The organism is Streptomyces sp. MAI_2237 (assembly GCF_054189285.1).
In genome coordinates this window covers 1,034,425-1,061,085 of record NZ_JAJPGQ010000005.1, presented here as the reverse complement: position 1 = coordinate 1,061,085, position 26,661 = coordinate 1,034,425, and the positions used below count along the sequence as shown (strand labels likewise).

The window sequence follows — 26,661 nt, the reverse complement described above, 5'->3', positions numbered from 1 at the left end:
GCATCCCGGCACTCAGCCTAGGCCCTGTCGTCACCTTCCCGCCTGCCCTGCGGGCGGACGACGGGAAGGTGACGACAGGGCCTGGGCGGAAACGGGAGCGGCGGCGCGGGGATCGTCGGCGCCCGGACACGCCGGCTCAGACCGCGACGACCTCGACGCCCGCCTCCTCGAACCGGCGGACCTCCTCCGGGTCCGCCGCCGTGTCCGTCACCAGCGTGTCCACCGCCCCGGCGGCGCAGATCCGCGCGAACGCCCGCCGGCCCAGCTTGCTGGAGTCGGCGGCGACGACGACCCGCTCCGCGCGCTCGCACAGCAGCCGGTTGATCGCGGCCTCCGCCTCGTCGTGGGCCGCGGCCCCGTGCGCGACGTCGAAGGAGACGACGCCGAGCACCGCCACGTCGACGGTGATCTGCCCGAGCACGCCGTCCGCGAGCGGTCCGATCAGCTCGTACGACTGCGGGCGCGCGACTCCGCCGGTCACCACGATCTTGAACTGGGGGCGTACGGCGAGTTCGTTGGCGATGTTGAGCGCGTTAGTGACGACCGTGAGCGCGGGGGAGCCGGAGGCCAGGTCACCGCGCACGGCGAGGGCGCGCGCCACCTCGGTCGTCGTGGTGCCGCCGGTCAGTCCCACCGCCTCGCCGGGCGAGATCAGCTCCGCCACCGCCTTCGCGATCCGCTGCTTCTCGGAGGCGTGCCGGGCGGTCTTGTAGCGCAGCGGCAACTCGTACGACACCCCGTGCACGACCGCGCCGCCGCGGGTGCGCACCAGCATCTGCTGTTCGGCGAGCTGGTCGAAGTCGCGCCGGATCGTCGCCGCGGAGACCTCCAACTCGGCGGCCGCCTGCTCGACGTCCAGCCGCCCCCGCTCGACGAGCAGCTCCAGCAGCGCCTTCCAGCGGGCGTCGCGCGACATCCGGCCTCCCTTCCTCGCCCTCCCGGCGACCCTAGCGCACCCTGAAGACGCCTGAATGCTTGATTATGCTCGAAAGCTCGCTATATCTTGCAAGAACAAGCAAACAGAGGGAGGGTGCGGCATGACGCACGTCGAAGAGGAGCTGACCAGCCAGCCCGAGTGCTGGACACGGGCCGCGGCCGAGGCGCCGCGGCACGCCGAGGCGCTCCCGGTGCCGGGGGAGCGGGTCGCGATCGTCGGATGCGGCACCTCGTACTTCATGGCGCAGGCCGCCGCCGTCCTGCGCGAGTCGGCGGGGCAGGGCGAGACGGACGCCTTCGCCGCCTCCGAGTTCCCCCGCGGCCGCTCCTACGACCGCGTCCTGGCCCTGACCCGCTCGGGCACCACCACCGAAGTCCTCCAGCTCCTCGGCGACCTGAGGGGAAGCACCCGCACGACCGCGCTCACCGCCGACCCGCACACCCCCGTCATGCGGGCGGCCGACGACGTCGTCGTCCTCGACTTCGCCGACGAACGATCCGTCGTCCAGACCCGGTTCGCCACCACCGCGCTCACCCTGCTGCGCGCCCACCTCGGCCTGCACACCGACGCCGCCGTCGCCGACGCCCGCACCGCGCTCGCCCGCCCGCTGCCCGAAGGCCTCGTCGGCTGCACGCAGTTCACCTTCCTGGGCCGCGGCTGGACGGTGGGCCTGGCCAACGAGGCCGGACTGAAGATGCGCGAGGCCGCGCTCGCCTGGACCGAGTCCTACCCGGCGATGGAGTACCGGCACGGCCCCATCAGCGTCACCACCCGCGGCACGGCCACCTGGATGCTCGGCGACGCACCCGAGGGCCTGGCCGAACAGGTCCGCGCCACCGGCGGGCTGTGGATCCCGGGCGACCTGGACCCGCTCGCCGAACTGGTCGGCGCCCAGCGCCTGGCCGTCGCCGTCGCCGCGGCCCGCGGCCTCGACCCGGACCGGCCCCGCCACCTCACCCGCTCGGTGATCCTCGCCCCCTGACGCACCTCTTCGAACGGGAGAAACCGTGCCCCTCGTCACCACCGGCGAACTCGTCACCCGGGCCGCCGCCGCGCACTCCGCCGTCCCGTCCTTCAACATCATCACGCTGGAGCACGTCGAGGCCGTCGTCGCCGGCGCCGAGGCCGCACAGGCCCCCGTGGTGCTCCAAGTCAGCGAGAACGCCGTCAAGTTCCGCTACGGACGGCTGCTCCCGCTGGCCCGCGCCGCCGTCGCCGTCGCCGAACGCGCCGCCGTCGAGGTGGCGTTGCACCTCGACCACGTCCAGAGCGACGACCTGCTGCGCCAGGCGGCGGACGCCGGGTTCAGCTCCGTCATGTACGACGCGGCCCGCCTGCCCTACGAGCGCAACCTCGCCGCGACCCGGGCGGCGGCCGACTGGGCGCACGCCCAAGGGCTGTGGATCGAGGCCGAGTTGGGCCAGGTCGGCGGCAAGGCCGGGCAGCCCGCCCTGGACGCCCATGCCCCCGGCGCCCGCACCGACCCCGACCAGGCCCGCGCCTTCGTCGCCGACTCCGGCGTGGACGCCCTCGCCGTCGCCGTCGGCAGCACGCACGCCATGACGACCCGTACCGCCACCCTCGACCACACCCTCCTCAAGCGCCTCTCGGCCGCCCTGGACGTGCCCCTCGTGCTGCACGGCTCCTCAGGGGTACCGGACGACGAGCTCGTCGCGGCCGTCGCGGGCGGCATCTCCAAGGTGAACGTCGGCACCGCCCTCAACATCGCCATGACCGGCGCGATCCGAGACTTCCTCGCCGCCCACCCCGAGGCGGTCGACTCGCGCAAGTATCTCGGGGTCGGCCGGGAGGCGATGGTGCGGACCGTGACCGGCATCATCCGGACGCTGAGCTGATCACCGCTTGACGGCCTTGAGCACCACGAACTTGGGGTCGCTCGCGATCAGGCGGCTGTTGCCGAACAGCCGCTTGAGCTTGACGTGGTAGCCCAGGTGCCGGTTGCCGACCACCCACAGCTCGCCGCCGGGCCGCAGCACCCGCTTCGCCCCGGTGAACATCCGCCACGCCGTCGCGTCCGTCGTCGCCTGGTGGGAGTGGAACGGCGGATTGTTGAGCACCAGGTCGACACTCCCGGCCGGGACCCCCGCCAGCCCGTCCCCGACCCGGAACTCGGCGTGCCCGGGCACCCCGTTCGCCCGGTACGTCGCCTCGGCGGAGGCCACGGCCTGGAACGACTCGTCCACGAACAGCACCTCGGCGGCCGGGTCGGCGACCGCCACGGCCGTCCCCACGACCCCGTTGCCGCAGCCGAGGTCCACGACCCGGCGGGCGCCCGGGGCGGGCAGGTGCCGCAGGAGGAACCGGGTGCCGATGTCCAGCCGGTCGGCGCAGAACACGCCCGCGTGGTTGACGACCGTACGGCCCGAGACCGCACCGATGTCCTCGGGCAGCGTGTAGGTGTACGGCCACGGGTCGGCGGGCCGTTCCAGCGACGGATCGGGCGCGCAGAAGATCAGCCGGGCCTTCTTCACCGCGAGGGAGGTGCGCGTCGGACCGAGGATCCGCTCGAACAGCTCCAGCGTCGAGGTGTGGATCTCCTTCACCATGCCCGTGCCGACGACGACCGTGCCCTCGTGCACGGCGGGCGCCAGCCGCAGCAACTGGTCCTCCAGCAGCGCGAGGCTCTTCGGCACCCGCACCAGCAGGACGTCGACCCGCTCCGGCGGAGCGTCCTGGGTGGTCAGCAGGCGCACCGCGCCGGTCTCGGCGCCGTTGCGCGCGAGGTTGAGCCGGGTGGCCTCCTGGGCGAGGAAGGAGTCGGTGATCTGCGTGGGCCCGTGCTCGGCCAGCGCCGTGACCAGGGCGCCCCAGCGGTCACCGAGGACCACGACCGTGCCGGACAGCGGGACCTTCTCCTCGGCGAGATGGCCGAGCAGATACTCGTCGGAGGCGTCCCACGCGCGCAGCCTCTCGCGCGGGTCCTCCGGGAAACGGGTCAGCGCGAACTCGCCCCAGGGCGTCGTCATACGGTCGTTCATCGTGCGACCAGGCTAGCGGAGCCGCAGGTCATCCCCGGTCGGGCGGCCCCGTACCGCCCGACCGCCGACGCCACCGCCCCGCCGGGACCGAGGTGGCCCTTGTCAGGGGTCCGGCGACCGGATCAGGATGGCATGACCGAGTCAACGCGGGGGGTGTCCGCTCCGGTGACTGAACCGGCCATGCGTCCGCACAGCACGACTAAGGACGCCGACGGAACGACGATCACGGTGGGGCCGGAGTCCCACGTCCGGCTGCACGCCCTGACCCGGCGACCGGACGGCGCCGAATGGATCGTGGGGCGCCGCGAGACGCGGACGTTCGTCGCCCTCCCCGAAGCCGGCATCAGGGTCGTCCGCCTGCTGGAGCGCGGACTGAGCATCGGCCAGGCCCAGGAGCAGGCGCTCGCCGAGACCGGCGAAGAACTCGACGTGGCCGAATTCGTGCGCGACCTCATCGCCCTGGGCTTCGTGGCCGAGGCCGCGGGCCGCCCGGTGGCGACGGAGCCGGTGCGCCCGCCGACCTTGCCCCGCCTGCGTCCCGAGCACGTGCGCTTCCTGCTCAGCCCCCTGCTGCCGCTGCTGCCCGCCGTCCTCGTCGCCGCCGCCCTGGCCGCCCTCGTCCGGCACCCCGAACTCGCCCCCACCTACCGCGACCTGCTGTGGAGCGACCGGGGCAGCGTGGTGATCCTCTCCGGCGCCGTCGTGGGCTGGTCCATCCTGCTGCTGCACGAACTGGCCCACCTCGCCGTGGCCAGGGCCGCCGGCGTCCCGGGCCGGATCGGCTTCGGCACCCGGCTGCAGTTCCTCGTCGCCCAGACGGACATCAGCGGCATCGAACTCGCCCCGCGCCGCCACCGGTTGACCGCCTACCTGGCCGGCATCGCCGTCAATCTCGCCGTCGCCGCCTCCGCGTTCCTGCTTCTGCTCGTGACGGCCCCCGGGTCCGCCCCGCACCGGCTGCTCGCCGCGACCGTGCTGTGGGCGCTGCTGCCCCTCACCTTCCAGCTCATGGTCTTCATGCGGACGGACGTGTACTTCGTCCTGCAGGATTTGACGGGCTGCCGCGACCTGTACGGGGACGGCCGCGCCCACGCCCGTCACCTGGCCGGCCGCCTGCTGCGCAGGCGTACCCCGGACGCAGACCCCACCAGGGCGCTGCCCCCGGCGGAACGGCGCGCGGTGCGCGTCTACAGCGTCGTCCAGGTCGCCGGAACCACCCTCTGCCTGGCCGGACTCGCCCTCTACACCCTCCCGGCGGACCTCCGGCTCATCCTCACCGCGGTCACCGGTCTGCGCACGGCGCACACCGGCCTCGACCTCGCCGACGCCCTCCTGACCCTGGGATCACTGCTCACGTTCCACGTCCTGTGGTTCACCACCCGCATGCGCGACCGCCGCCGCCGTCGCCGGAGCTGACCGGGTGGAGCAGGATGGCCGGTATGGAAGCCGAGCTGTTCCCCCGACCCCGGACCGAGGTCTCCCCGGGGGCCGTGCACCTGCCGGACTGGCTCGACGACGGCCACCAGCGCGAACTGCTGGACGCCTGCCGGGAGTGGGCGCGCCCGCCGGCCGGACTGCGGACGGTACGCGTACCCGGCGGGGGCACCATGTCCGCCCGCCAGGTCTGCCTCGGCCACCACTGGTACCCGTACGGCTACGCGCCCACGGTCGTCGACGGCGACGGCGCGCCCGTGAAGCCTTTCCCCGCATGGCTCGGCGAGCTGGGGCGGCGGGCCGTCGCCGACGCGCTGGGCGCCCCGGCACCGCCGTACGACATCGCACTGGTCAACTTCTACGACGGCGACGCCCGGATGGGTATGCACCGGGACAGCGACTAAAGCTCGGACGCGCCGGTGGTGTCCCTGAGCCTCGGCGACACGTGCGTCTTCCGCTTCGGCAACACCGAGGACCGCACCAAGCCCTACACGGACGTGGAGCTGCGCAGCGGTGACCTGTTCGTGTTCGGCGGCCCCTCCCGGCTCGCCTACCACGGGGTGCCGCGGGTGCACGCGGGCACCGCGCCGCCCTGGTTGGGGCTGTCCGGACGTCTGAACATCACGCTCCGGGTCAGCGGCCTGTAGCCGGAGACGGCTGCGGATCATGGGAGACTCGCCCTCATGAGCGGCAAGGCTGACCCCCGGCCGGCGGGGGAAGGAACCACCTCGAGGACGCGGCTGGACCGGGGGCGCGGTGCGCTCGGGCCCGCGTTGGAGCTCGTGCACACCGGCCGTGCGCCCACCCGCGCCGTGCTCACCGCCGAACTCGGGGTCACCCGGGCGACGGCGGGCGCGGTCGCCGCCGAACTGGAGGCACTGGGGCTCATCCGGGTCGACGCCCGGCCCGGCGCGGCCGCCGGCTCGCAGGGCCGGCCCTCGCACCGGCTCGCGGTCGCCGACGACGGACCGGTCGTGCTCGCCGCGCAGGTCCACGCCGACGGCTTCCGAGCCGCGCTGGTCGGTCTGGGCGGCCGGATCGTGGCCACCGCGCCCGGCTGCGAGACAGTCGACGCCGACCCGGCGAAGGTCCTCGGCTCGGTCGTGGAAGCGGGCACGGACCTGCTGCGCTCCACCGGACGGCGCTGCGTGGGCGCCGGACTCGCCGTGCCCTCCGCGGTCGCCGAACCCGACGGTCTGGCCCTGAACCCCCTGCACCTGGCCTGGCCCGTCGGCGCGCCGGTCCGGCGGATCTTCGCCGAGCGCGTGCGGGAGGCCGGCATCACCGGGCCGGCCTTCGCGGGCAACGACGTCAACCTCGCCGCCCTCGCCGAGCACCGGCACGGCGCCGGCCGCGGAGCCCGGGACCTGCTGTGCGTGGCCACCGGACACCGGGGCGTGGGCGGCGCCCTGGTCCTCGACGGCCGCCTGCACACCGGCAGTTCGGGCCTGGCCCTGGAGGTCGGCCACCTCACCGTCAACCCCGAGGGCCGCCCCTGCCACTGCGGCAGCCGCGGCTGCCTCGACGTCGAGGCCGATCCGCTCGCCCTCCTCACCGCGGCCGGCCGCGACCCGGGCCCCGAGGTGTCCCTGCTCAGGCAGGCCGACGACCTCGTGCGCGAGCACTACGACGACCCGGCCGTCCGCACGGCCGCCGAGATCCTCATCGACCGCCTCGGCCTCGGCCTCGCGGGCCTGGTCAACATCCTCAACCCGGACCGCATCATCCTCGGCGGCCTGCACCGCACCCTCCTGGACGCCGACCCCGACCGGTTGCGCGCCGTCGTCGCCGACCGCAGCCTGTGGGGCCAGAGCGGGGGAGTGCCCATCCTCGCCTGCACCCTCGACCACAACAGCCTGGTCGGAGCGGCGGAGCTGGCGTGGCAGCCGGTCCTCGACGACCCGCTGGGAGCACTCGCCTAGGTCGGCCTGGGCGGGGCGGGGAGGCTTCTGGGCGGGCCGGTGCGGGAAGGTCCGGGCGGCAGACGCCGCCGGTCCGGGGAGTCCGGGCGGCAGACGCCGCCGATCAGCGGCGGCACGGCGAGTTACGCTCGTCGGCATGCGGATCTCCGTCTCCTCCGACATGGACGAACCCGTCGCCCGCGCTCTCGTCGCAGAGTTGAGCCGGCGCGGCCACGAGGTCCTGGCCCACGGCGCGCTCAGCCCCGGCGACGACCCGCAGTGGGCCGCCTGCTCGGAGGCGGCGGCCCGGGAGGTCGCCGCCGGCCGGGCGGACCAGGCGGTCGTCTGTTGCTGGACCGGCACCGGCGCGTCCATCGCCGCGAACAAGGTGCCCGGCGTACGGGCCGCGCTGTGCACGGACGCCTACAGCGCGGACGGCGCCCGCCGCTGGAACGACGCCAACGTCCTCGCGCTCAGCCTGCGACTGACCTCCGAGCCGCTGCTGAAGGAGATCCTCGACGCCTGGTTCGCCGCCACGGCCAGCGAGGACGCCGAGGACCGGGAGAACGTGGCCCGCGTCGAGCGGCTCGATCTGGGCCGGACCACGCCCTGACTCAGCGGGCGCTCCCCGAGTCACCGGCAAGGCTCCACAGGGCCGCCACCAGGGGCCTTCGCAGATCGGTCCGGCGCACGCACAGCCCGATCGGGAACGGCTCCGGCGCGGGATCGGCGGCCACCACCGCCAACCGGTCCCGCACCGCGCTGTGCTCCAGCACGAGGCGGGGGACCACGCCCGTGCCGCACCCCAGGGCGACCAGGGTCAACAGCGCTTCGTGACCGTCCGGTGCGCACGCCACGTCGGGTGCCGTACCCCGCGCGCGGAACCAGCGGTCGGCGGCCTCACGGACCAGACCCCGCTGCGGCAGGACGAACGGTCCCCGCAGTCCGGGGTCCGGGCGGTCCCGCGCCGTGACCGGCACCAGCTCCGTGACCGCCAGCGTCCGCCCGACCAGCGGCTCCGGCAGCCGCGCCGGGAGGCCTGCCACGGCCGCGTCGACCTCGCCCTCGTCGAGCCGGGCCAGCGCCGCCGCCGCGTCCCCGGTGCGCAGGTCGAGCCGGACCTGCGGATGCGCGGCCCTGAAGGGGGCCAACAGGTCGGGCAGCAGGGCCTGGCAGGCCGTCACCGTCGCGAAGAGAGCCAGACGACCGGTGAGTTGAGCCGGGTCGGGATGTTCTTCACGGTAGGAACGCCACAACTCCAGCGCCTGGACGGCGTATGCGCGGAACCTGTGCCCCTCGGCCGTCAGCCATACTCCGCGGGGCCCCCGCTCGAGGAGCCGGTGCCCGAGATCGGCCTCGAGGCGCTGCACCGTGCGCGTCAGCGTCGCCGGACTGACATGGCAGTCGAGACTCGTCCGTCCGAAGTTCAGCGTCTGCGCCAGATGGAGGAAGAGCCGCAGCTCTTGATGATCGTCCCGAACCTCGCACCTGCATCTTTCAATTCTCGCAACACAGCGCTGCGGAAGTTGCGCTTGCTGCAACGTTCGTGCGGAGCCTACAACTCGACCATGACCTCCACCACGTACTCCTCCCGTGTGTTCCCTCTAGAGACGATGGACGTGCCCGGTGGCACGGAGACCATCCTGCGCGGCGGCCGGCACCTCTTCCCGCTGCTGCCCCAGGCCTTCGCGGGAGTGCGCCGCATCGGCGTGCTCGGCTGGGGCCCGCAGGGCCGCGCCCAGGCCCTGAACCTGCGCGACTCGCTGGCCGGTACGGACATCACGGTGGCGGTCGGACTCCGGCCCGGTTCCGCGTCGGCCGCCGACGCCCGCGCCCAGGGCTTCACCGAGGAGGACGGCACGCTCGGCGACTGGCTCGAAGTCGCCGCGGACAGCGATCTGGTGATCCTCCTCATCGCCGACGCCGCGCTCGCCGCCCACCATCGGGAGATCTTCGCCGCGCTGCAGCCCGGTGCCGCCATCGGCCTCTCGCACGGCTTCCTGCTCGGCCATCTCCGCGAGACCGGCGGGGAGTTCCCGGCCGGTCACCCGGTGATCGCCGTGTGCCCCAAGGGCATGGGCGACTCGGTGCGCCGCCTGTACCGGCAGGGCGAGGAGATCAACGGCGCCGGCATCAACAGCAGTCACGCCGTCCACGTCGATCCCGGCGGCTGCGCCACCGACCTCGCGCTCGGCTGGTCGGTGGCGCTGGGAGCGCCGTACACCTTCCGCACCACCCTCGAGAGCGAGTACCTCTCCGACATCGTCGGCGAACGCGCCATCCTGCTCGGTGCGGTCCATGGCATCGTCGAGAGCCTCTTCTCCCGCTACCGCATCGCGGGTGACGACGAGGTCACCGCCTACGAGCGATCCTGCGAGAGCATCACCGGCCCGATCGCCCGTACCATCTCCCGCTCGGGCCTGCGTGCCGTGCGCGAGCAGCTCGATCCGGCCGCCCGCGACGTCTTCGACCGCGCCTGCACGGCCACCTACACACCCGCCCGCGACCTCGTCGCCGAGATCTACGACGAGGTCGCCGACGGCACCGAGCTGCGCAGCGTCATCCTCGCCGAACGACGCCTGGGCGCACGCCCCATGAGCGAGATCGGCGGCTCGCCGATGTGGGCGGTCAGCGACCGGGCGCACGCCCGCCGCCGTGAACACGACGTGCCCGTGGACCCGTTCACCGCCGGTGTCTTCATGGCCACGATGACCGCGCAGATCGACGAGTTCGCCGAGCGCGGCCACCCCTGGTCGGAGATCGTCAACGAGTCCGTCATCGAGGCCGTCGACTCCCTGCTGCCCTACATGCACGCCCGCGGCATCGCCCACATGGTCGACAACTGCTCCCGCACGGCCCGCCTCGGCGCCCGTCGCTGGGGACCCCGTTTTCAGGCCGCCTACGAGCAGATCGCCTATCCCGCCGCCGAACACCCGGCAGACAAGGCCCTGCTGGCATCCTTCGACACCCACCCGGTGCACGAGGCCCTGTCCGCGGCCGCGAAACTGCGCCCCTCCGTGGACATCTCCGTCGCATAGCGGGCCCAGGGGCGTTGTCAGTGCCCGTCGCTAGCCTGCGGGCATGATCGAGACAACGGACGACTCCCGCCGCTTCCCGCCGGCGCTGGCCGACGTGGCCCAGGTGGAGTTCGACTACGACGACGGCGAGGGCGTCGACTTCGAGCCGTACGGCGCCTTCGACTCCGCCGAGGAGACCACCGACTGGCTGCGCCACTGGACCGGCAACCACGGACTCGACGGCGACGCCTACCGGGTCTTCGGTCAGGACGGCACCGGCGGTCTCGCCGCTCTGTGGTGCGTACGACCCGGTCGGCCGCTCGCCGAGCAGCCCGTGGTGTTGTTCGGTTCCGAGGGGGAGCGGGGTGTCGTCGCGGCGAACCTCTCCGACTTCCTGTGGGTCCTGGCCGACGGCCTCGGGCCCCTGGAGGTCGTGGAGTTCGGACAGCGAGAGGGCCGGCCGAACCCGGCCCTGACCGCGCTCGCCGAGCGCCACGCCACCACGCCCCGCCGCCCCGCCCGGGAGATCGTCGACGAGGCCCGGACCGAGTTCCCGTCCTTCTCCGACGACATCGACGCCCTCTGCCGCTGAACTGCCGTCGGCGCGCGCCCCTCCGACCCGCCTCGGCTCCAAGGCCCAGGCCGCAGACTTCTGTCCGCCGCCTCACCGCCACCGCGCGGCGAACGCCCGGCCGGGGTTCTGCGTCAGCACGTGATCCGTCAGCTCCTCGCCCAGCTCCAGCGCCAGTCGGGGTCGGACACGGCGCAGGAGATACGGCATTCCGGGGCCGCCGTCGACCGACCGGGCTCCGGCGACCACGGTGTCCCCGCCGAGCAGCAGCCGTTGCCCGAAACCGGCCTCGGCCAGGGCCCGCACGGCGTCCGGCATCCGCCAGTCGGTCGAGTGGTGCGCCCGCGACGGGCCGTCGAAGGCGAGATAGGCGCCGGCCTCGGCGGCCTGCCGGTGCACGACCGGGTCGGGGGAGCGGTTGAGGTGCCCGAGGATCACCCGGTGCGGCTCCACGCCGAGGCTGCCGCACAGCAGGTCGAGGACGTCCAGCGCTCCGGTCCCCATCTCCAGGTGCACGGCGATCGGCGCCCCGGTCGCGTGATGGGCCTCGGCGGCCGCGGTCATCGTCCAGCGCGTGTGCGCGTCCAGCGCGTGGAAGCCGCCCGCGACCTTGATCAGCCCGGCCCGCACCCCCGAGGTGCCGATGCCTTGCGTGAGCTCCGCGACGAACACCTCGGCGAGCCGGCCGCGCAGCTCCTCCAGCAACTGCGCGCTGTAGTGCGCCGCTTGGTGCAGACCGGTCGCGCACACCACATGCACTCCCGAGGACCGGGACAGCTCGGGCAGATCGGCGGCCCGCCGCCCCATGCCGTACGGCGTCCACTGCACCACGCTCCCGCCGCCCACCGCCCGGAACGCGGCCAGCTCGGCCCGCGCGGCGGCGCCGTCATTGAGTTCCTGGCCGGGCAACCGGGGACTGCGCAGGAACAGATGGTCGTGTGCGTCGCACGCGCCCAGCTCCTCGGGACGCACGTCCCCCAGCACCGTACGGATCGAAGTCACCACTGCCGGCCCTCCGGCAGGGCATCCCGCCCCGGCGCGGACAGGTGCAGCACCTGGAAGACGTCCCCTTGTGCCTTGGGCGCCGGGTGCTCCCAGAGCGAGATGTGCAGCAGTTCCCAGCGGCTGGTGTCCACGGCGGCCGCCGCGAGCACGGCCCCGTCCTCGGCCGCCAGCCGCGCGACCTCGTCCACCGCCTCCGCCATGACGTCGGACAGTACGACGCCGTCCGGCACGCGCCGCCGCCGGCGTACCGCCCTGCGCGCCGCACCCGAACCGGCCGTGCCTTCCGCGTACGCGAGCCCCGACCACTGCCGCACCGACGGCCGCCCGAAGTCTTCGCTCAGCCCCTGGAAGGCCCCTCCCCAGAGGAAGGAGTTCATGCCCTCCATGGTGTTCCACAGGTAGAACGGCGCGTACTGGTTGACCGGCGAGCCGTCCACCCCGCGCTCGCGCAGCAGGTAGGCCTTGTACCCGAGCCCTTCCCAGTCGTCCAGCAGGTGTCCCTTGCGGTCGACGCGGTCGCGCACGATGTCGGTGTCGTAGTCGGCGGGGAGGGTCAGCTCGTACTGCATGGCGTGCATCGGATGCCTCCTCAGGCGGGTCGCGGGGCGAGCAGGGAGAGCAGCCCCCGGACGCCGGCGTCGAAGTCGGCCGGGGATCCGGAGGCACGGGCGAGCACGTAGCCGCCCTGGACGGTCGCGAGGACGGCCGCGGCGATCTGCTCGCCGTCCAACGAGGGCGCGAACTGGCCGAGTTCCTTGCCCTCCTCCACGATCCCCGCGATCAACTCGCGGATCGCGTCCAGCGTCTCGTCGACCGGAGCGCGCAGTGCGGCACTGGCGACGACGTCCGGGTCCATCGTCAGCCGCCCCACCGGGCAGCCCCGCAACACGTCGCGCTCGCGCAGCAGATACGCCTCGATGCGCTCGTACGGTGTCCCCGGCCCACCCAGCAGCGCCTCGGCGGTGGCCCGCAGCTCCGCGGCCGTCCGCCGGATCGCCGCCAGCGCGAGGTCGGGTTTCCCCTTGAAGTGGTGGTACATGCTGCCCTGTCCGGCGCCCGCCCGCTCCAGGATCGCCTTGGGGCTCGTCCCCACGTACCCGCGCTCCCACAGCAGCTCACGCGTGGCGTCGACGAGTCGGTCCGCGGTGCTCTCCGAAGTGCTCACCCACGCACTGTACATACTAGTAGTTACAGAAATCCAGAGGTTAAGGGAGCAGCCCAGACGTTCGCCGGTACTCCCCGGGAGGTATTCGCACTGCCGCTGGCCGTACGACGACCCGGACCCCCTCCCGGCGCGAATCTCGAGACATCACCACCGACGACCCCTCAGGAGATGACCCGAGATGCAGACCCTCGCAGACTGGCACGGCGGCCCCGGCCCCTGGATCCTGTTCTTCCCGCTGATCTGGGCGGCCGTCGTGATCGGCGTCGCCACCTTCCTGCGCCGCACCGTATGGCGCGGCCGCCGCGGGCCCTGGCGCCCCATGGACGACCCGCGGCCCTCCGGCGACTCACCCCTCGCGGTGCTCGGCCGCCGCTTCGCCTCCGGCGAGATCGACGAGGACGAGTACTGGCGCCGGCTGTCCGTCCTGGACGAGCAGTTCGGGCGCACCAAGGGCGGTGCGGCATGACGACCGCGACCACCGTGCGCGCGGCCGCCCGGGTCGTCGACGCCGTGAAGGTGTACGGCCGCGGCGACACCGAGGTCAGGGCCCTGGACGGGGTGAGCGTCGACTTCCCGGCCGGCCGGTTCACCGCGATCATGGGGCCCTCGGGCTCCGGCAAGTCCACCCTGATGCACTGCGCCGCCGGCCTGGACACCCTCACCTCCGGCACCGCCCACATCGGCGGCACCGACCTCGGCGCGCTGGACGACCGCCGCCTCACCCTGCTGCGCCGCGACCGCGTCGGCTTCGTCTTCCAGGGCTTCAACCTGGTCCCGACGCTCACCGTGGCCGAGAACATCACGCTGCCCCTCGACCTCGCGGGCGGCGGACGCGACCAGGAGTGGCTCGATGCCCTGATCGACGTCGTCGGCCTGCGCGACCGCCTCCACCACCGCCCTTCCGAACTCTCCGGCGGCCAGCAGCAACGCGTCGCCGTGGCACGGGCGTTCGCCGGACGGCCGGACGTCGTCTTCGCCGACGAACCCACCGGCAACCTCGACTCGCGCGCCGGCGGGGAGGTCCTGGGCCTGCTGGGCCGGGCCGTGCGCCAGACCTCCCGCACGGTCGTCATGGTCACGCACGACCCCGTGGCCGCGGCCCACGCCGACGAGGTCGTCTTCCTCGCCGACGGCCGTCTCGTCGACCGCATGGAAGCCCCCACCGCCGACCGGGTCCTGGACCGCATGAAAGCGTTCGAGGTGCCCGTATGAACGCCGCCGTACGCCTGAGCGCGTCCTCCCTGCGCGCCCACAAACGCCGCTTCGCCGGCACCTTCCTGGCCGTCTTCCTCGGCGTCGCGTTCCTGGCCGGCACCCTCGTCATGGGGGACACGCTGCGCGCCGGCTTCGACACCATGTTCGGACGCGCGGCCGCCGGCACGGACGCCGTCGTCCGCAGCGCCGACGCCATCACCACCCCCGGTGAGAGCCAGGGCACCCGTCAACCGGTTCCCGCGACGCTCGCGGACACGATCGAGAAGGTGCCGGGCGTCGCGGCCGCCGAACCCGACATCGAGGGCGCCGGCCAACTCGTCGGCAAGAACGGCAAAGCGATCGGCGGGAAAGGACCGCCCACCCTCGCCGGCAACTGGATCGCCGATCCCGAACTCAACCCCTACCGCCTCGTCGAGGGTCGCGCACCGCGGAGCTCCGGTGAAGTGGTGATCAACCGAGGCACCGCCGACAAGGGCGACCTGAGGATCGGCGACACGACCACCCTGCGCACCCCCGACCCGGTCCGGGTGACCGTCGTGGGTCTCGCGACCTTCGCGGGCGAGGACGGCATGGCCCAGGTGACCTTCACCGGCATGACCCGCGCGGACGCCGAGAAGTACCTCACCGCCCGCCCCGGCGAGGCGGCGAGCATCAAGGTCCGGGCGGCCCCGGGCACCGGTCAGCGCGACCTGGTCGCCCGCCTGACGCCCGTACTCCCCAAGGGAGTCGAGGCGATCACCGGCCAGGAGTCGGCCCAGGAGAACACGGACATGGTCTCCAGCCAGTTCCTGACCCTCTTCACCACCTTCCTCCTGGTCTTCTCCGGCATCGCCCTCCTCGTGGCGACCTTCTCCATCCACAACACCTTCGCGACCGTCGTGGCCCAACGCACCCGCGAGAACGCCCTGTTGCGGGCCCTGGGCGCCTCCCGCCGCCAGATCACCGCCACTACCCTCATCGAGGCCACGGCGGTCGCCCTGACCGCGTCCGCCGCCGGCCTCGCGGGCGGCATCGGCATGGCGGCCGGCCTGCAGGCCCTCTTCCCCGTGATCGGATTCCCCTTCCCCGACGGCGACTTGGTCGTCAAGCCCCTGTCCCTGACGATCCCGCTCGCCGTCGGCATCACCGTCTGTCTGGCCTCCGCCCTCCTGCCGGCTCTCCGGGCGGGCCGCATCGCCCCGTTGGCGGCCCTGCGCGAGACGGCCGTCGACGCCTCCGCCGCCTCCCGTACCCGAGCCATCGCAGGCACCGCCATGGCGGCCCTCGCCACCGCCGCGACCCTCTACGGCGTCCTGGCCTCGCCCTCCCTGCCGCTGGCGGGACTCGGCGCAGTCCTCGCCCTGGCCGCCTTCATCGTCCTGGGCCCGGTCGCCGCCACGAAGGTCGTACGGCTCCTCGGCGCCCCCGTGGACAGGCTGCGCGGCGTCACCGGCTCCCTCGCCCGCCGCAACGCCCTGCGCAGTCCCAAGCGAACGGCCGCCACCGCGGGCGCTCTGATGATCGGCGTGGCGGTCGTCTCCCTGTTCACGGTCTTCGCCGCTTCCCTCAAGGCGACCATGGACCAGACCGTCTCCCGCTCCTTCGCGGGCGACGTGGCGGTCAGCACCCCGTCCTTCGGCGCGGGCGGCAGCGGTCTGAGCCCTCGCCTGGCCGGGGCGATCCGGCAACTGCCCCAGGTCGACACGGCGGTGGGTCTCGGCCGCGGAGTCGCGAAGGTCGACGGCGAGGGACGCGCCCTGACCGTCACTGACCCCGTCGCCCTGGAACGCACCTTCGACCTCGGCCGGATCGACGGTTCCCTCTCCGGCCTGGGCACCGACGGCATCGCGATCACCCGCACCGAGGCCACCCGACGGCACCTCATCCCCGGGGACACCACCCGGCTCACCTTCACCGACGGCCGGCGTCAGGCCTTCACGGTCCGCGCGGTCTACGGCCGCTCCGAACTCGCCGGGGACTACGTCATCACCCGCGCCGCCTGGGCCCCGCACCGCACCCAGGACTCCGACACACTCGTCGCCGTCACCTTCGGTCCGGGCGTGAGCACGAAGGCGGGCAAGGCCGCGGTCGAAAAGGTCGCCGCCCGCTACGGCGACCCCGCCGTCCAGACGCGCGAGGAGTACGCGCAGTCCTCGGCCGGAGGCATCGACATGATGCTCACCCTGGTGTACGCGCTCCTGGCCCTCGCGGTGCTCATCGCGCTGCTGGGCATCGCCAACACCCTCACCCTGGCGATCCACGAACGCACCCGCGAACTGGGCCTGCTGCGCGCCGTGGGCCAGACCCGCTCACAGCTGCGGGCCATGGTCCGCTGGGAGTCGGTCCTCGTGGCGGCCTTCGGTACGGCGGGCGGCCTGGGCCTGGGCGCCTTCCTGGGCTGGGTCCTGGTCAAGGCCTCGGACGGGGCGAGTGACAGCAGCTTCGCCTTCGCCCTCCCCCCGACCCGCCTGCTGGTCGTGGCCCTGGTGGGCCTGACGGCCGGCGCCCTGGCGGGCCTGCGCCCCGCCCGCAGAGCGGCCCGCCTGGACGTACTGCGCGCGACAGCGACGGAGTAGCCGCCCCCGTCACCGCCCGGTCAACCGACAACGGCCGACCGGGCGGGAGCGTGCCCGGCCCTGTGCCCGTCCACCGCGTGCTCGGCCTCGACGAAGCGCCGTACGGGGTTCTCGGCCGTTCGCCGTGGGCGGCGGCTCGGCGCCGTGACCGTCACGGCGGAGGCGGGCAGCGTGAACCAGACGACCTTGCCCGACTCGCCCTCGGGTCGTGCCCCCCAGCTCTCGCTCACGGCGGCCACCATGGCGAGCCCGCGCCCGCTGGTGGCGGAGGGTTCCACGTCCTGCACTTCGGGCAGGCGCGGGTCGTGGTCGCGCACCGAGACCGTGAGCCGGTCCAGCAGAAGCTCTATCTTGACGGTGCACTGCTTGTCCGGCTGGGCGTGCCGGTGGACGTTGGTCAGCAGTTCGGTCACGGCGAGCGCGGCCCGGTCTATGAGGGGATCGAGATGCCAGTAGCGCAACTGCGCTGAAAGGATTCTGCGGACCTGGCCGATCCGCGACGGCAGGGCTTGGAGCTCCACCGTGCAGTGCCTGCTTGGGTGACTGATCACGGCTGCGACTCCCCGACGTGAGGTCCGGAAGAACACGGAGTTCGGATGCAGCAGCGGCCCGGACGGAGATGGTCGGCTGCTGTCGTGCCCGGCGGGCTGGTTCGCAGCGTTATCGCCGGTAAACCCAGAGTGACGTGAGATCAGCGTGACGCAAGGGGCGCGGGAGTGCAACTCGCGGTCACCCCGCACGGGCTCTGCGTCATCGGACCGGGCCGGTCAGCTCCCGCGGCTCGCGGCCCTCCGTACGGCTTCGATGAACCGCCGTGCCGCCGGCGGCCCCCCTTCGCCCGGCGCGGGGTCGTGGTCGCCGAGCGTGAGCGTGTAGCGCTTGCCGTTGAGGTCGGCGAGCGCCCGGTCGTCGGCCGCGAACCACGGCTTGGAGGCGCGCACCGCCTGGACCGGTGCGCTGTCGATCTCGCTGCCGTAGCTGGTCAGCAACTGCACTCTGCCGTCCCTGATCCGGACCTGCCCGGCCCGGGTGAGCGAACGCAGCCGCTTCTCGATCCGCACGCCCGTAGCCGTGAACTCCGGCTCCGCCATGCCGTATGCCCCCTCGTACGCGTGGGTGCGCCGGTCCGTGGCTCCTGTGCGGGCCCTGGTCCAGCGCCTTTCGTGATCCAGTGTGCCGCCCCGTTCGGTGCAGTCTGCCCGCACCCGACGTCGAGCACCAGTGCGCATGGCGCGCTCGCGCAAGGCACTCGGAGCACTCGCGCGAATGCGCCCCCACCCCTGCCCCCCGCGCGCCCCCAGGTTGTCCTTTGGGCTGCTCAAAGTGGTGTTTATGCAGGTGAGACGGGTGCGGAAGGTGTCTATGATCGGTGTGTCGGCAGAGCGACACGCCGTCGGCGCGAAGTGTTAAGGAGCCCCGTGGTGAGCACCACTCAGCAAGCCCCGACCGGCGAGACCCTCGACGTCGACCACAGCGACGCCGCCTACCGCGACTGGCTGAAAGAAGCCGTGCGCAAGGTCCAGGCCGACGCCAACCGTTCGGCCGACACCCACCTTCTGCGCTTCCCGCTGCCCGAGAAGTGGGGCATCGACCTGTACCTGAAGGACGAGTCGACCCACCCGACCGGCAGCCTCAAACACCGGCTCGCCCGCTCGCTCTTCCTCTACGGCCTGTGCAACGGCTGGATCCGGCCGGGCCGCCCGGTGATCGAGGCGTCCAGCGGGTCGACGGCCGTCTCGGAGGCGTACTTCGCGAAGCTGATCGGCGTGCCCTTCATCGCCGTCATGCCGCGCACGACGAGCGCCGAGAAGTGCCGACTGATCGAGTTCCACGGCGGGCAGTGCCACTTCGTGGACGACTCGCGGAAGATGTACGAGGAGTCGGCCCGTCTGGCTGCCGAGACGGGCGGCCACTACATGGACCAGTTCACCTACGCCGAGCGGGCCACCGACTGGCGCGGCAACAACAACATCGCCGAATCCATCTTCCGTCAGCTGGAGTTGGAGCGGTTCCCGGAGCCCGCGTGGATCGTCGCGACGGCCGGCACCGGCGGCACCTCGGCGACCCTCGCCCGCTACGTCCACTACATGCAGTACGACACCCGCATCTGTGTCGCCGACCCGGAGAACTCCTGCTTCTTCGACGGCTGGACGACCGGCGACCCGGACGTCACCTGTGACTGCGGCTCCCGGATCGAGGGCATCGGCCGGCCCCGGATGGAACCGAGCTTCGTCCCCGGCGCGATCGACCGGATGATGAAGGTCCCGGACGCCGCGAGCGTGGCCGCGGTGCGGGCCCTGGAGCGGGCCATCGGTCGCAAGGCGGGCGGTTCGACGGGCACCGGGCTGTGGAGCGCGCTGAAGATCGTCGCGGAGATGGTGGCCGCGGGACGGCGGGGGAGCGTGGTGACCCTGCTGTGCGACCCGGGCGACCGCTACCTCGACAAGTACTACTCGGACGCGTGGCTCGCCGAGCAGGGCCTGGACATCGCCCCGTACACGGCGGCGATCGATTCCCTGCTGGCGACGGGCGTCTGGCGCTGACGCCTGTCGTCGGCGAAGAGCGGAGACCGTGCCGACGCCGGGCGTCGGTGACCGGCGCACCGCAGAAGCGGGGCACCCGGCGCCGACGGCTGGCGTCGCCGTAGAACGGACGCCGCACCGCGGTCCCGGGAACCCGCCGCCGGGCGGCTAGCGCCCTTCCGTCAGGCGTCGGTCCAGGGAGGTCACCGCGTCCCGGAAGGCCCGGCCGAGTCCGGGGCGGGCCGCCTTGAGCACCCACCGGAACGGCGCCGTGCCGTCCGCGCCGAAGGTCCACCGCACGTGGGTGCCGGTCCCGGCCGGGGTCAGCCGCCACTCCTCGGCGAGGGCGCGGGCTCCCGGCGCGTTGGTCACGTCGACCCGGTAGGCGTACAGCTCCGCCTCCTTGGCCGCGATGACCGTCTCCCGGAAGCGTCCGCCGCCCTTGAGCCGGATGTCGCGCCCGGCGCCGTCGTCGATCGAGTGGGCGTGCGTCACGGCCGCGAACCATTCCGCCCAGCCCGGCACGTCGTCGTTGAGGGCGCGGAAGACCGGCTCGGGCGCCGCGGAGATCTCCTGTGCGAAGACCAGCCGCACCGGGGCGGTCGCGATGAAGTCGAGCCCGACAGGGCGCAGACGGTTGGCCATGGACGCGAACCCCCGTGACGGTTAAGGGTGGTTGACCGGGGCGAGCGACGTCACGATAACTGGCGCCCCGTCAGATGTCAGTACCACCTCACCGCCGTCAGTCCTCCGGCTCGCCCGCCACCACCAGCCGCCGCAGATGATCGGCGATCTCCTCGCGGGCCTCGCCCGCCAGCCCCGCATCGGTCACCAGCGTGTCGACCTGCTCCAGCGCCGCGAACGAACTCAGGCCCACCACACCCCACTTGGTGTGGTCGGCGACCACCACGACGCGCCGTGCGGACTGCACCAGACGGCGGTTGGTCTCGGCCTCCGCGAGGTTCGGCGTCGACAGGCCGGCCTCGACCGATATGCCGTGGACGCCGAGGAAGAGCACGTCGAAGTGGAGCGCCGCGATCGCCTGGTCGGCGACCGGCCCCACCAGTGAGTCGGAGGGGGTGCGCACCCCGCCGGTCAGGACCACCGTGGCCGCGCCCTGCCGGGGGCCGGAGCTGCGCTGCGCGGCGTGGAAGACGTCGGCGACGCGCACCGAGTTGGTCACCACGGTCAGATCGGGCACGTCGACCAGCTGGTGGGCCAGCGCGAACGTCGTCGTACCGCCCGACAGCGCGATCGCGCTGCCCGGGGCGACCAGCTCGGCCGCCGAGCGCGCGATGTCCTCCTTGGCCGTCAGCTCCAGACCCGACTTGGCCTCGAAACCCGGCTCGTGCGTGCTCGCCTCGACCACCGGCACCGCGCCGCCGTGCACCTTCTCCAGCACGCCCTGCCGGGCCAGCGCGTCCAGATCACGGCGCACGGTCATGTCCGACACGCCGAGCTTGCGCGTCAGCTCGTTCACGCGGACCCCGCCCCGGCGCCGCACCTCGTCCAGGATCAGGGCGCGCCGCTGCTCCGCGAGGAGGTTCTGATTCTCACTCACGTACGCTCCGGTCCTTTCGCCACATGCAGTCCGACACGCCCGGCACCCTCTCCGACAAGGACATTCTTCCCGGCCCCGGTGCGCGGACGTCCCATCCTCGCACGCCTCGGTCCCGGCGGCGCCACCGACTGTCACGACGCGTGCATGCCGGCCAGGCATCATCCTCCCGCCGCTTGTCACACGTACAGGGGAGATTCGGTGAGAAGAGGTGTAGGGCGCCGTGGCACCGGAGAACCTTCAGGCCGCACGGGCACAAGCCGACGGCTCGTCACGGGGGAAGTGCGAACAGTGGAACGCGCGCAGGAGACCGCCTCGACGGAAGGCGCCGGCCCCGCGGCCGGGAAATCCGGAATCGCCCTGGAACTGCTGGTCCACGGGGTGGGAGGCACCACTCCGCAGGACATGCTCGGTGATCCGCGCACGGTGCGGGTCACCGGCGACGACACGGCCGCCGTCTTCCGCCGCGTCGAGGACGCCGACGCCGAGAGCCGCCCCGAGGACTACCGCGGCCGCCCGGTCCCGGAGGCCTACGTCTGGTGCAACCTCACCTCCGGCAACAGCGCCCGGGCCCTGTGGCTCCTGCTGCTGCCGTTCATGGTCGTCAACCTCGCCCACTGGATGCGCCCCACCGCCCGCGGACGCGCCCGCACGGTCCGCTTCTACGGGCTGCTCGTGCGCCTCGCCGGCCTGACCCTGACCGTGCTGCTGGTCGCCGCCGCCTGCGAGGTCGCCCTGGACCTCGCGGCCTGGCAGTGCGCGGGCACCCGCGCGTGCGCAGGGCGCCACTCCTGGCTGGGCTTCCTGTCGCCGGAGGTCTCCCACGACGGCTGGTGGAGCCGCCCGGGCCGCCGTCTCGCCCTCGCCGCCGTGGTCCCCGCGGCGCTCACCGGCCTGCTGTGGTTTCTCTCGCGCCGCACCTGGAGCGCGTACGAATCGGTGCAGCCGGTCTCCCACCACGACGCGTCCGAGGAGGACAGCACCCGCACCTCCCTGGGCCGCCCCGGCTTCTGGTACGGCCGCCGCCTCGTCGCCCGGCTGCGCGCCGCCCACACCGCGGCCGGCCTGCTGACGGTCGCCGCGGCGCTGGCCTCCTCGGCGGCCCGCTTCGACCGCGAACCGGGCGGCCCGGCCCTCCTCGACCTGCTGGGACGGCTGCTGTACGCCGGGCTCGCCGCCACCGCCGTTGTGACCCTGTGGGTGGTCTGCCGCCGCGGCCGTACCGAGAACCGCCTGGACCGGCGACTCGACCGGCATCTCGTACGACGCCTGCCACTGGCCGCGCTGGGCCTGCTGCTGCTCGCCGCCGTGTACGCCGGCTGGGAGCGCCCGGGCTGGGTTTCCGCGGGCCGGCTGCCGGGCGGCGGCACCGCCTTCGGGTCCATCGCGCTCGCCCAGGGCGGCCTGGTCGTCGCCCTCGCCGTCGTCGCCCGTGTGCTGCACCGCACCCACCCCGATCCGCGGGCGGCGATGCGGGGCCTGGCCGGACCGGCCGTCGCGATGCTGGCCTGCGCCCTGGGAGGGGTGATGTCGGGCGGCGTCTCCCAGCGCGTCTCGGACTGGCTGGACGGCACCAGGGCCTCCCTGCCCGGACCGCCCGTCCTGCTGACCTGGCAGTCCTCCGTCATCCCCGTCCTCCTCCTCGTCCTGCTGGCGCTGTGCGCCTGGCTGGGACGCGGCACCTGGCGGCTGCGCCGCGGCGAGCTGGCCGAGGTGGAGGCGGACTACCCGGGCGAGCGCCGGGACGCCGCGCGTACCCGGGCCGTCGCCACCACGCGCGCGATGGCCACCCTGACCGACCGGGGCCCCCTGATCGCGGCCGTGACCGCCGCCACCACCCTGGCACTGGGCGCCGCCGCGTTAGTGGGCGCCGCCTTCACCGACGAGGCGCCCGGCCCCGCCGCCCGTGACGGTCAGGCCTTCGTGCACGGCACCGCGCAGACCGCCCAGGCGCTGGGCTCCTGGCTGATCGGCGTCGGCTTCGTCCTCTTCGTCACCTGGGGGCGGCGCGCCTACAAGGACGCCTCCGCCCGGCGCACCATCGGCATCCTGTGGGACGTCGGCACGTTCTGGCCGCGGGCCGCCCACCCCTTCGCCCCGCCCTGTTACGCCGAGCGGGCGGTCCCCGACCTCACCTGGCGCATGGCCACCTGGACCCGCTCCACCGGCGGCCGGCTGGTCATCTCCGGCCACTCCCAGGGCAGCGTCCTCGCCGCGGCGGCCGCCTGGCAGCTGAACCCGTCCGACCGCAAGCGGGTCGCCCTGCTGACCTACGGCTCACCCCTGGAGCGCCTCTACGGCCGCTGGTTCCCCGCCCACTTCGGCCCGGCCGCACTCAGCTCCCTGCACCACGAGGTCGACTGCTGGCGCAACCTCTACCGGCTGACCGACCCGATCGGCGGCCCCGTCCGGCTGCCCGGCGACTGCGGCCCCGAGGTCGACCACCCCCCGCTGAAGGACCCCCTCGCCTACGGCCGCACCGCCCGCCACCCGCTGCCCGCGCCGATCCTCGGGCACAGCGACTACCAGGCCGACCCCGTCTTCGCCGAGGAGCGGGAACGGCTGCTGGCCCGGCTGCGCCCGGAGGTGCCGGCCCCGCGTCCTCAGGGGGAGTCGGGCAGGTCCTCGGCGTAGAGGAGCGTCAGGTCGTCCGTGCTGGGCTCGTCGACCTGGGCGACCCGGCTCGCGTGCCGCTCGACCATCGCCTCGAAGGTCTGCCGCGCGGTGCGGCCGTTGCCGAACGCCGGGCCCTTCGGGATCGCCGTGAAGTACTTCAGCAGCGCTTCCCCCGTGCCCTCCGCCAGCCGGTACTCGTGCTCGTCGGCCTGCTGCCCGACGATCCGCAACAGCTCCTCGGGGGTGTAGTCGCTGAAGGTGATGGTCCGTGAGAAACGGGACGCCACACCGGGGTTGACCGAAAGGAACCGTTCCATCTCGGCGGTGTAGCCCGCCACGATGACGACGACCGCGTCCCGGTGGTCCTCCATCAGCTTCACCAGGGTGTCGATGGCCTCCTTGCCGAAGTCCCGCCCCGAGTCCTCCGGCGACAGGGCGTAGGCCTCGTCGATGAACAGCACCCCGCCGCGCGCCCGGTCGAACGCCTCCTGGGTGCGGATCGCCGTTGACCCGATGTGCTCGCCGACCAGGTCGACACGGGAGACCTCGACGAGGTGGCCCTTCTCCAGCACCCCGAGGGAGGCGAGGATCTCGCCGTACAGGCGGGCCACGGTGGTCTTGCCGGTACCGGGGGAGCCGGTGAAGACGAGGTGCCGCTTGACCGAGGCGGCCTTCAGGCCCGCCTGCTGCCGGCGCCGGCCCACCTCGATCATGTCGGTCAGCGCGCGCACCTCCCGCTTGACGCTGTCCAGGCCGACCAGCGCGTCGAGTTCACCGAGCACGGCCTTCGAGGCCCGCACCGGCTGCTGCGGTTCCGCGGGGGCGGCCGGGGCTCCCTGCTCGGTGAGGCGCTGCCCGGGGATGGCGCCCAGCAGCCCGGAGGACTGATGCGCCGTCTGCACCGCCGTCTCCGGCGCGGCCGGCGGGCGGACGCCGGTCTCGTCGCTGGTGCAGTCCTCGACGTCGGGGCCCGCGCCGGCTGCCGCGTCCGGGCCGCCGTCGGCGAACTCGTAACCGCCGCGCGCGCACCGCTCGGTACGGCACTTGCGCAGCGTCGTACGGCAGCCGTCGATGACGTGGAAGCCGTAGCCGCCGCTGCCGGTCACCCGGCAGTTCAGGAAGCTGCCCCGGCCGCCCGCCGACACGTAGAAGCCGGCCTCGGCGGGGGAGTCGACCGTGCACCGCTCGATGGTGGGATCGGCGCCTTTGGTTACGATCACGCCGGTCTGGGTGCCGTCCACCGTGCAGTTGCTGAGGGTGCCGCCGCTGCCGTGGTCGCGGAACCAGGCGCCCGTCGCCGCGTCCCGGATCCGGCAGTCGTCGAGCTGGGCCGTGGCCCCGTCGCTCACCGAGACGGCCGTGTTGCGCACCTGCGACAGGTCGCTGTCGACGACGTCCGCGCGCGAACCGCGGTCCAGGACGAACAGGGCGTCCGGCACGTCGTGCACCCGGCAGGACTCCAGCACCGCCGTGGCGCCGTCGCTGACCCACACCGCCGGGTAGTCGCCGGTGCTGTCGAAGATCTCGCACTGGTTGGCGTCCACCCGGGTGCCCGGGTCCCACACCGACAGGCCGTTGCGCCCGAACTGACGCACCGTCGTGCGCGTCAGCGTCAGCACCGAGCGCGACCGCAGGTCGACCGCGTTCTCCGGGATGTCGTGGATACGGCAGTCCGCGAGCGTGAGCACCGCGTCCGTGTCGAGGGTGACCCCGTCGGCCGTGGTGCGGTGGACGTCGCAGTCCGTGAGGTGGGCGGTGGCCCGGCCGGTGATCTGCACCCCGCTGCCGCGGACCTCGTACACCTCGCAACCGACCGCCTCCAGGGCGGAGTTCTCGCCCGTCGCGGTCAGTCCCGAGCCCGAGGCGTGGTGGATGCGGCAGCGCTCCAGACGCGGGTGCGCGCCGCCGCGGACCGCGACGCCCGCCTGCCCGGCCGCGACCACCTCGCACTCCTCGAACACCCCGCTGCCGCCGTCGAGCACGGCGATGCCGACGCCCGCCGGATTGTCGACGGTGCACCGCCGCACGGTGGGCCGCGCGCCGCCGCGCACCTCGATCCCGGCCGCGGAGCGGGTCACGATCCGTACGTCCAGCAGTTCCGGGGTGCCCTCCTCGACCAGCAGCGCGGGCGCGGCCGCGTCCTGGCCCTCCACGTGCAGGTCCTGGACCACGGCGGAGGCCCGGACGGTCAGCGGCACGCCGTCCAGGGGGGCGATCCGCACCGAGCCGGGGGAGCCCTCGGGGCCGCGCAGGGTCACCACCCGCTCCACGACGAGGTTCTCCCGGTAGGTGCCGGGTGCGACGGTGAGGACGTCTCCCTCGGCCGCGGCCTCCAGGGCGGCGGCGAGCGACGCGTACTCACCCGTGCGGCGCCGCCACCGCGATGTTCCGGTGTGCGTCACCTGGACCGTGCCCTGTGCCATGGCGTTGCTGTGCCCCCACCTCGTCGTACGCGGGTTCGTGCTGCCGAATGAGCTCGGCCGGTCCACCGTAGCGTGCGCGCGGGGGGTGGGTTGACCAGAGCCGGAAGGCCGTCAGCTGCCGGTGCCGGTCCTGCCCCAGTCCGGGCCCGCCCGGTCCCATGCCTGGTCCCAACGGGCGTAGCGGCGAAGGACCATGCGCCACAGGATCAGTCGCCGGGTGCCCTCGACGGCGCCCGCGGTCAGCAGGGCGGCGCCGAATCCGGCGAGCACCGCGTGGGTCGTCGCCGTCGCCGGGTCGAGTGGACGGGCCACCGGGCGGCCGTGGGTGTCCGTCCATATCGTGAAGTGGTCGCCGCGGTGCGGGGACTTGAGGGCGGCGAGGGTCACGGCGTGGTGCGCGGTGCCGTCGGGGGCCGTCCAGTCCGCGAGGACGCGGCTGCGCAGGTCCCGTGCCGAGGACGTCTCGGGGTCGGTGTCCAGCGGGGACCGGTCCAGCTTGCGCACGACCGTGGCCGTGACCGCGTGGCGCGCGGCCCGTTGTTCGCGGACGGACTGCTGCAGGGAGTTCTGGGCGACCCGGCCGACGAGGGAGCCGACGACGGGCGCGGCGGCCAGGATCAGCAGCAGGGCGGCCAGCGCCACCCACGCCTCGACCAGATCGCTCGTGCGGCGCAGCGGATTGTGCCGCCAGCGCCAGAGTCCGCCGATCGCCCGCATCGCCCCCGCACCCCCCTTCCCGCTCC

24 protein-coding genes and 1 pseudogene are annotated in these 26,661 nt (G+C 73.4%); 13 read left to right on the top strand and 12 right to left on the bottom strand.

Annotation, left to right across the window (positions count from 1 at the left end):
• Positions 1 to 136 precede the first annotated feature (136 nt).
• A complete protein-coding gene (locus LN251_RS33210; RefSeq protein WP_458247852.1) occupies positions 137 to 916 on the bottom strand; it encodes a DeoR/GlpR family DNA-binding transcription regulator in 780 nt (259 codons plus the stop codon).
• A gap of 121 nt (positions 917 to 1,037) precedes the next feature.
• Here LN251_RS33210 and LN251_RS33205 point away from each other — a divergent pair, with 121 nt between their 5' ends.
• Together LN251_RS33205 and LN251_RS33200 are read left to right on the top strand one after the other, a co-directional pair.
• Positions 1,038 to 1,919 (top strand): SIS domain-containing protein, encoded by an 882-nt coding sequence (locus LN251_RS33205; RefSeq protein ID WP_458247851.1) that lies wholly within the window; start codon positions 1,038 to 1,040, stop codon positions 1,917 to 1,919.
• 25 nt (positions 1,920 to 1,944) lie between these two features.
• On the top strand, positions 1,945 to 2,793 hold the full coding sequence (locus tag LN251_RS33200) for a class II fructose-bisphosphate aldolase (RefSeq protein ID WP_458247850.1): 849 nt from the start codon (positions 1,945 to 1,947) through the stop codon (positions 2,791 to 2,793).
• Here LN251_RS33200 and LN251_RS33195 read toward each other — a convergent pair whose 3' ends face one another.
• Positions 2,794 to 3,924, bottom strand: coding sequence for a methyltransferase (locus tag LN251_RS33195; RefSeq protein WP_458248222.1), 1,131 nt, complete (start codon positions 3,922 to 3,924; stop codon positions 2,794 to 2,796). It lies immediately after the preceding gene.
• A gap of 177 nt (positions 3,925 to 4,101) precedes the next feature.
• On the opposite strand from LN251_RS33195, the gene LN251_RS33190 reads away from it, so the two are divergent.
• The 4 genes and pseudogenes from LN251_RS33190 to LN251_RS33175 all read left to right on the top strand — a co-directional run bounded on the left by LN251_RS33190 (position 4,102) and on the right by LN251_RS33175 (position 7,884).
• On the top strand, positions 4,102 to 5,352 hold the full coding sequence (locus LN251_RS33190) for a site-2 protease family protein (protein ID WP_458247849.1): 1,251 nt from the start codon (positions 4,102 to 4,104) through the stop codon (positions 5,350 to 5,352).
• A gap of 23 nt (positions 5,353 to 5,375) precedes the next feature.
• A pseudogene (locus LN251_RS33185) lies at positions 5,376 to 6,017 on the top strand (alpha-ketoglutarate-dependent dioxygenase AlkB family protein).
• A gap of 36 nt (positions 6,018 to 6,053) precedes the next feature.
• Positions 6,054 to 7,292 (top strand): ROK family protein, encoded by a 1,239-nt coding sequence (locus tag LN251_RS33180; protein ID WP_458247848.1) that lies wholly within the window; start codon positions 6,054 to 6,056, stop codon positions 7,290 to 7,292.
• A 136-nt stretch (positions 7,293 to 7,428) separates the two neighbouring features.
• Positions 7,429 to 7,884: an RpiB/LacA/LacB family sugar-phosphate isomerase gene (locus tag LN251_RS33175; RefSeq protein ID WP_458247847.1), complete on the top strand. Its 456-nt coding sequence runs from the start codon at positions 7,429 to 7,431 to the stop codon at positions 7,882 to 7,884.
• Position 7,885: 1 nt separating this feature from the next.
• Here LN251_RS33175 and ilvY read toward each other — a convergent pair whose 3' ends face one another.
• On the bottom strand, positions 7,886 to 8,773 hold the full coding sequence (gene ilvY / locus LN251_RS33170) for an HTH-type transcriptional activator IlvY (RefSeq protein WP_458248221.1): 888 nt from the start codon (positions 8,771 to 8,773) through the stop codon (positions 7,886 to 7,888).
• Positions 8,774 to 8,839: 66 nt separating this feature from the next.
• Here ilvY and LN251_RS33165 point away from each other — a divergent pair, with 66 nt between their 5' ends.
• Positions 8,840 to 10,309, top strand: a complete 1,470-nt coding sequence (locus LN251_RS33165) for a ketol-acid reductoisomerase (protein WP_458247846.1) — start codon at positions 8,840 to 8,842, stop codon at positions 10,307 to 10,309.
• 43 nt (positions 10,310 to 10,352) lie between these two features.
• The gene (locus LN251_RS33160) at positions 10,353 to 10,880 is read left to right on the top strand and encodes an SMI1/KNR4 family protein (protein ID WP_458247845.1); all 528 of its coding nucleotides are present in this window, start codon (positions 10,353 to 10,355) and stop codon (positions 10,878 to 10,880) included.
• Between the two features lie 72 nt (positions 10,881 to 10,952).
• Here LN251_RS33160 and LN251_RS33155 read toward each other — a convergent pair whose 3' ends face one another.
• From LN251_RS33155 to LN251_RS33145, 3 genes are read right to left on the bottom strand one after another with little or no spacing between them, the layout of a single operon-like run.
• Positions 10,953 to 11,861 (bottom strand): phosphotriesterase family protein, encoded by a 909-nt coding sequence (locus LN251_RS33155; RefSeq protein WP_458247844.1) that lies wholly within the window; start codon positions 11,859 to 11,861, stop codon positions 10,953 to 10,955.
• The gene (locus LN251_RS33150) at positions 11,858 to 12,442 is read right to left on the bottom strand and encodes a DUF4865 family protein (RefSeq protein WP_458247843.1); all 585 of its coding nucleotides are present in this window, start codon (positions 12,440 to 12,442) and stop codon (positions 11,858 to 11,860) included. Before LN251_RS33150 ends, LN251_RS33155 begins: the two co-directional genes overlap by 4 nt.
• A gap of 11 nt (positions 12,443 to 12,453) precedes the next feature.
• Positions 12,454 to 13,044 carry a TetR/AcrR family transcriptional regulator gene (locus tag LN251_RS33145; protein WP_458247842.1) on the bottom strand — a complete coding sequence of 197 codons (591 nt, stop codon included), beginning with the start codon at positions 13,042 to 13,044 and terminating at the stop codon, positions 12,454 to 12,456.
• Positions 13,045 to 13,207: 163 nt separating this feature from the next.
• Between LN251_RS33145 and LN251_RS33140 the strand changes: the two genes are divergently transcribed.
• The 3 genes from LN251_RS33140 to LN251_RS33130 are packed head-to-tail and all read left to right on the top strand — an operon-like array spanning position 13,208 to position 16,799.
• Positions 13,208 to 13,495: an SHOCT domain-containing protein gene (locus LN251_RS33140; protein WP_200701645.1), complete on the top strand. Its 288-nt coding sequence runs from the start codon at positions 13,208 to 13,210 to the stop codon at positions 13,493 to 13,495.
• Positions 13,492 to 14,241, top strand: coding sequence for an ABC transporter ATP-binding protein (locus tag LN251_RS33135; RefSeq protein ID WP_458247841.1), 750 nt, complete (start codon positions 13,492 to 13,494; stop codon positions 14,239 to 14,241). The genes LN251_RS33140 and LN251_RS33135 overlap by 4 nt, the downstream gene beginning before the upstream one ends.
• Positions 14,238 to 16,799, top strand: a complete 2,562-nt coding sequence (locus LN251_RS33130; RefSeq protein WP_458247840.1) for an ABC transporter permease — start codon at positions 14,238 to 14,240, stop codon at positions 16,797 to 16,799. Before LN251_RS33135 ends, LN251_RS33130 begins: the two co-directional genes overlap by 4 nt.
• Before the next feature lie 20 nt (positions 16,800 to 16,819).
• Here LN251_RS33130 and LN251_RS33125 read toward each other — a convergent pair whose 3' ends face one another.
• Together LN251_RS33125 and LN251_RS33120 are read right to left on the bottom strand one after the other, a co-directional pair.
• Complete coding sequence (locus tag LN251_RS33125) at positions 16,820 to 17,350, bottom strand: ATP-binding protein (protein WP_458247839.1); 531 nt, start codon at positions 17,348 to 17,350, stop codon at positions 16,820 to 16,822.
• Positions 17,351 to 17,566: 216 nt separating this feature from the next.
• Positions 17,567 to 17,890 (bottom strand): hypothetical protein, encoded by a 324-nt coding sequence (locus LN251_RS33120; RefSeq protein WP_458247838.1) that lies wholly within the window; start codon positions 17,888 to 17,890, stop codon positions 17,567 to 17,569.
• Between the two features lie 330 nt (positions 17,891 to 18,220).
• Here LN251_RS33120 and cds1 point away from each other — a divergent pair, with 330 nt between their 5' ends.
• A complete protein-coding gene (gene cds1, locus LN251_RS33115; protein ID WP_458247837.1) occupies positions 18,221 to 19,342 on the top strand; it encodes an L-cysteine desulfhydrase Cds1 in 1,122 nt (373 codons plus the stop codon).
• 147 nt (positions 19,343 to 19,489) lie between these two features.
• Here cds1 and LN251_RS33110 read toward each other — a convergent pair whose 3' ends face one another.
• Together LN251_RS33110 and LN251_RS33105 are read right to left on the bottom strand one after the other, a co-directional pair.
• Positions 19,490 to 19,966, bottom strand: a complete 477-nt coding sequence (locus tag LN251_RS33110; RefSeq protein ID WP_458247836.1) for an SRPBCC family protein — start codon at positions 19,964 to 19,966, stop codon at positions 19,490 to 19,492.
• Positions 19,967 to 20,063: 97 nt separating this feature from the next.
• A complete protein-coding gene (locus LN251_RS33105; RefSeq protein WP_383664808.1) occupies positions 20,064 to 20,882 on the bottom strand; it encodes a DeoR/GlpR family DNA-binding transcription regulator in 819 nt (272 codons plus the stop codon).
• A gap of 288 nt (positions 20,883 to 21,170) precedes the next feature.
• Here LN251_RS33105 and LN251_RS33100 point away from each other — a divergent pair, with 288 nt between their 5' ends.
• Complete coding sequence (locus tag LN251_RS33100; RefSeq protein WP_458247835.1) at positions 21,171 to 23,513, top strand: hypothetical protein; 2,343 nt, start codon at positions 21,171 to 21,173, stop codon at positions 23,511 to 23,513.
• Here the strand turns inward: LN251_RS33100 and LN251_RS33095 are convergent.
• Together LN251_RS33095 and LN251_RS33090 are read right to left on the bottom strand one after the other, a co-directional pair.
• Positions 23,483 to 25,918 carry a right-handed parallel beta-helix repeat-containing protein gene (locus tag LN251_RS33095; RefSeq protein ID WP_458247834.1) on the bottom strand — a complete coding sequence of 812 codons (2,436 nt, stop codon included), beginning with the start codon at positions 25,916 to 25,918 and terminating at the stop codon, positions 23,483 to 23,485. The two genes, LN251_RS33100 and LN251_RS33095, sit on opposite strands and share 31 nt — an antisense overlap.
• Positions 25,919 to 26,029: 111 nt before the next feature.
• Complete coding sequence (locus tag LN251_RS33090; protein ID WP_458247833.1) at positions 26,030 to 26,635, bottom strand: Rv1733c family protein; 606 nt, start codon at positions 26,633 to 26,635, stop codon at positions 26,030 to 26,032.
• Between the last annotated feature and the right edge of the window lie 26 nt (positions 26,636 to 26,661).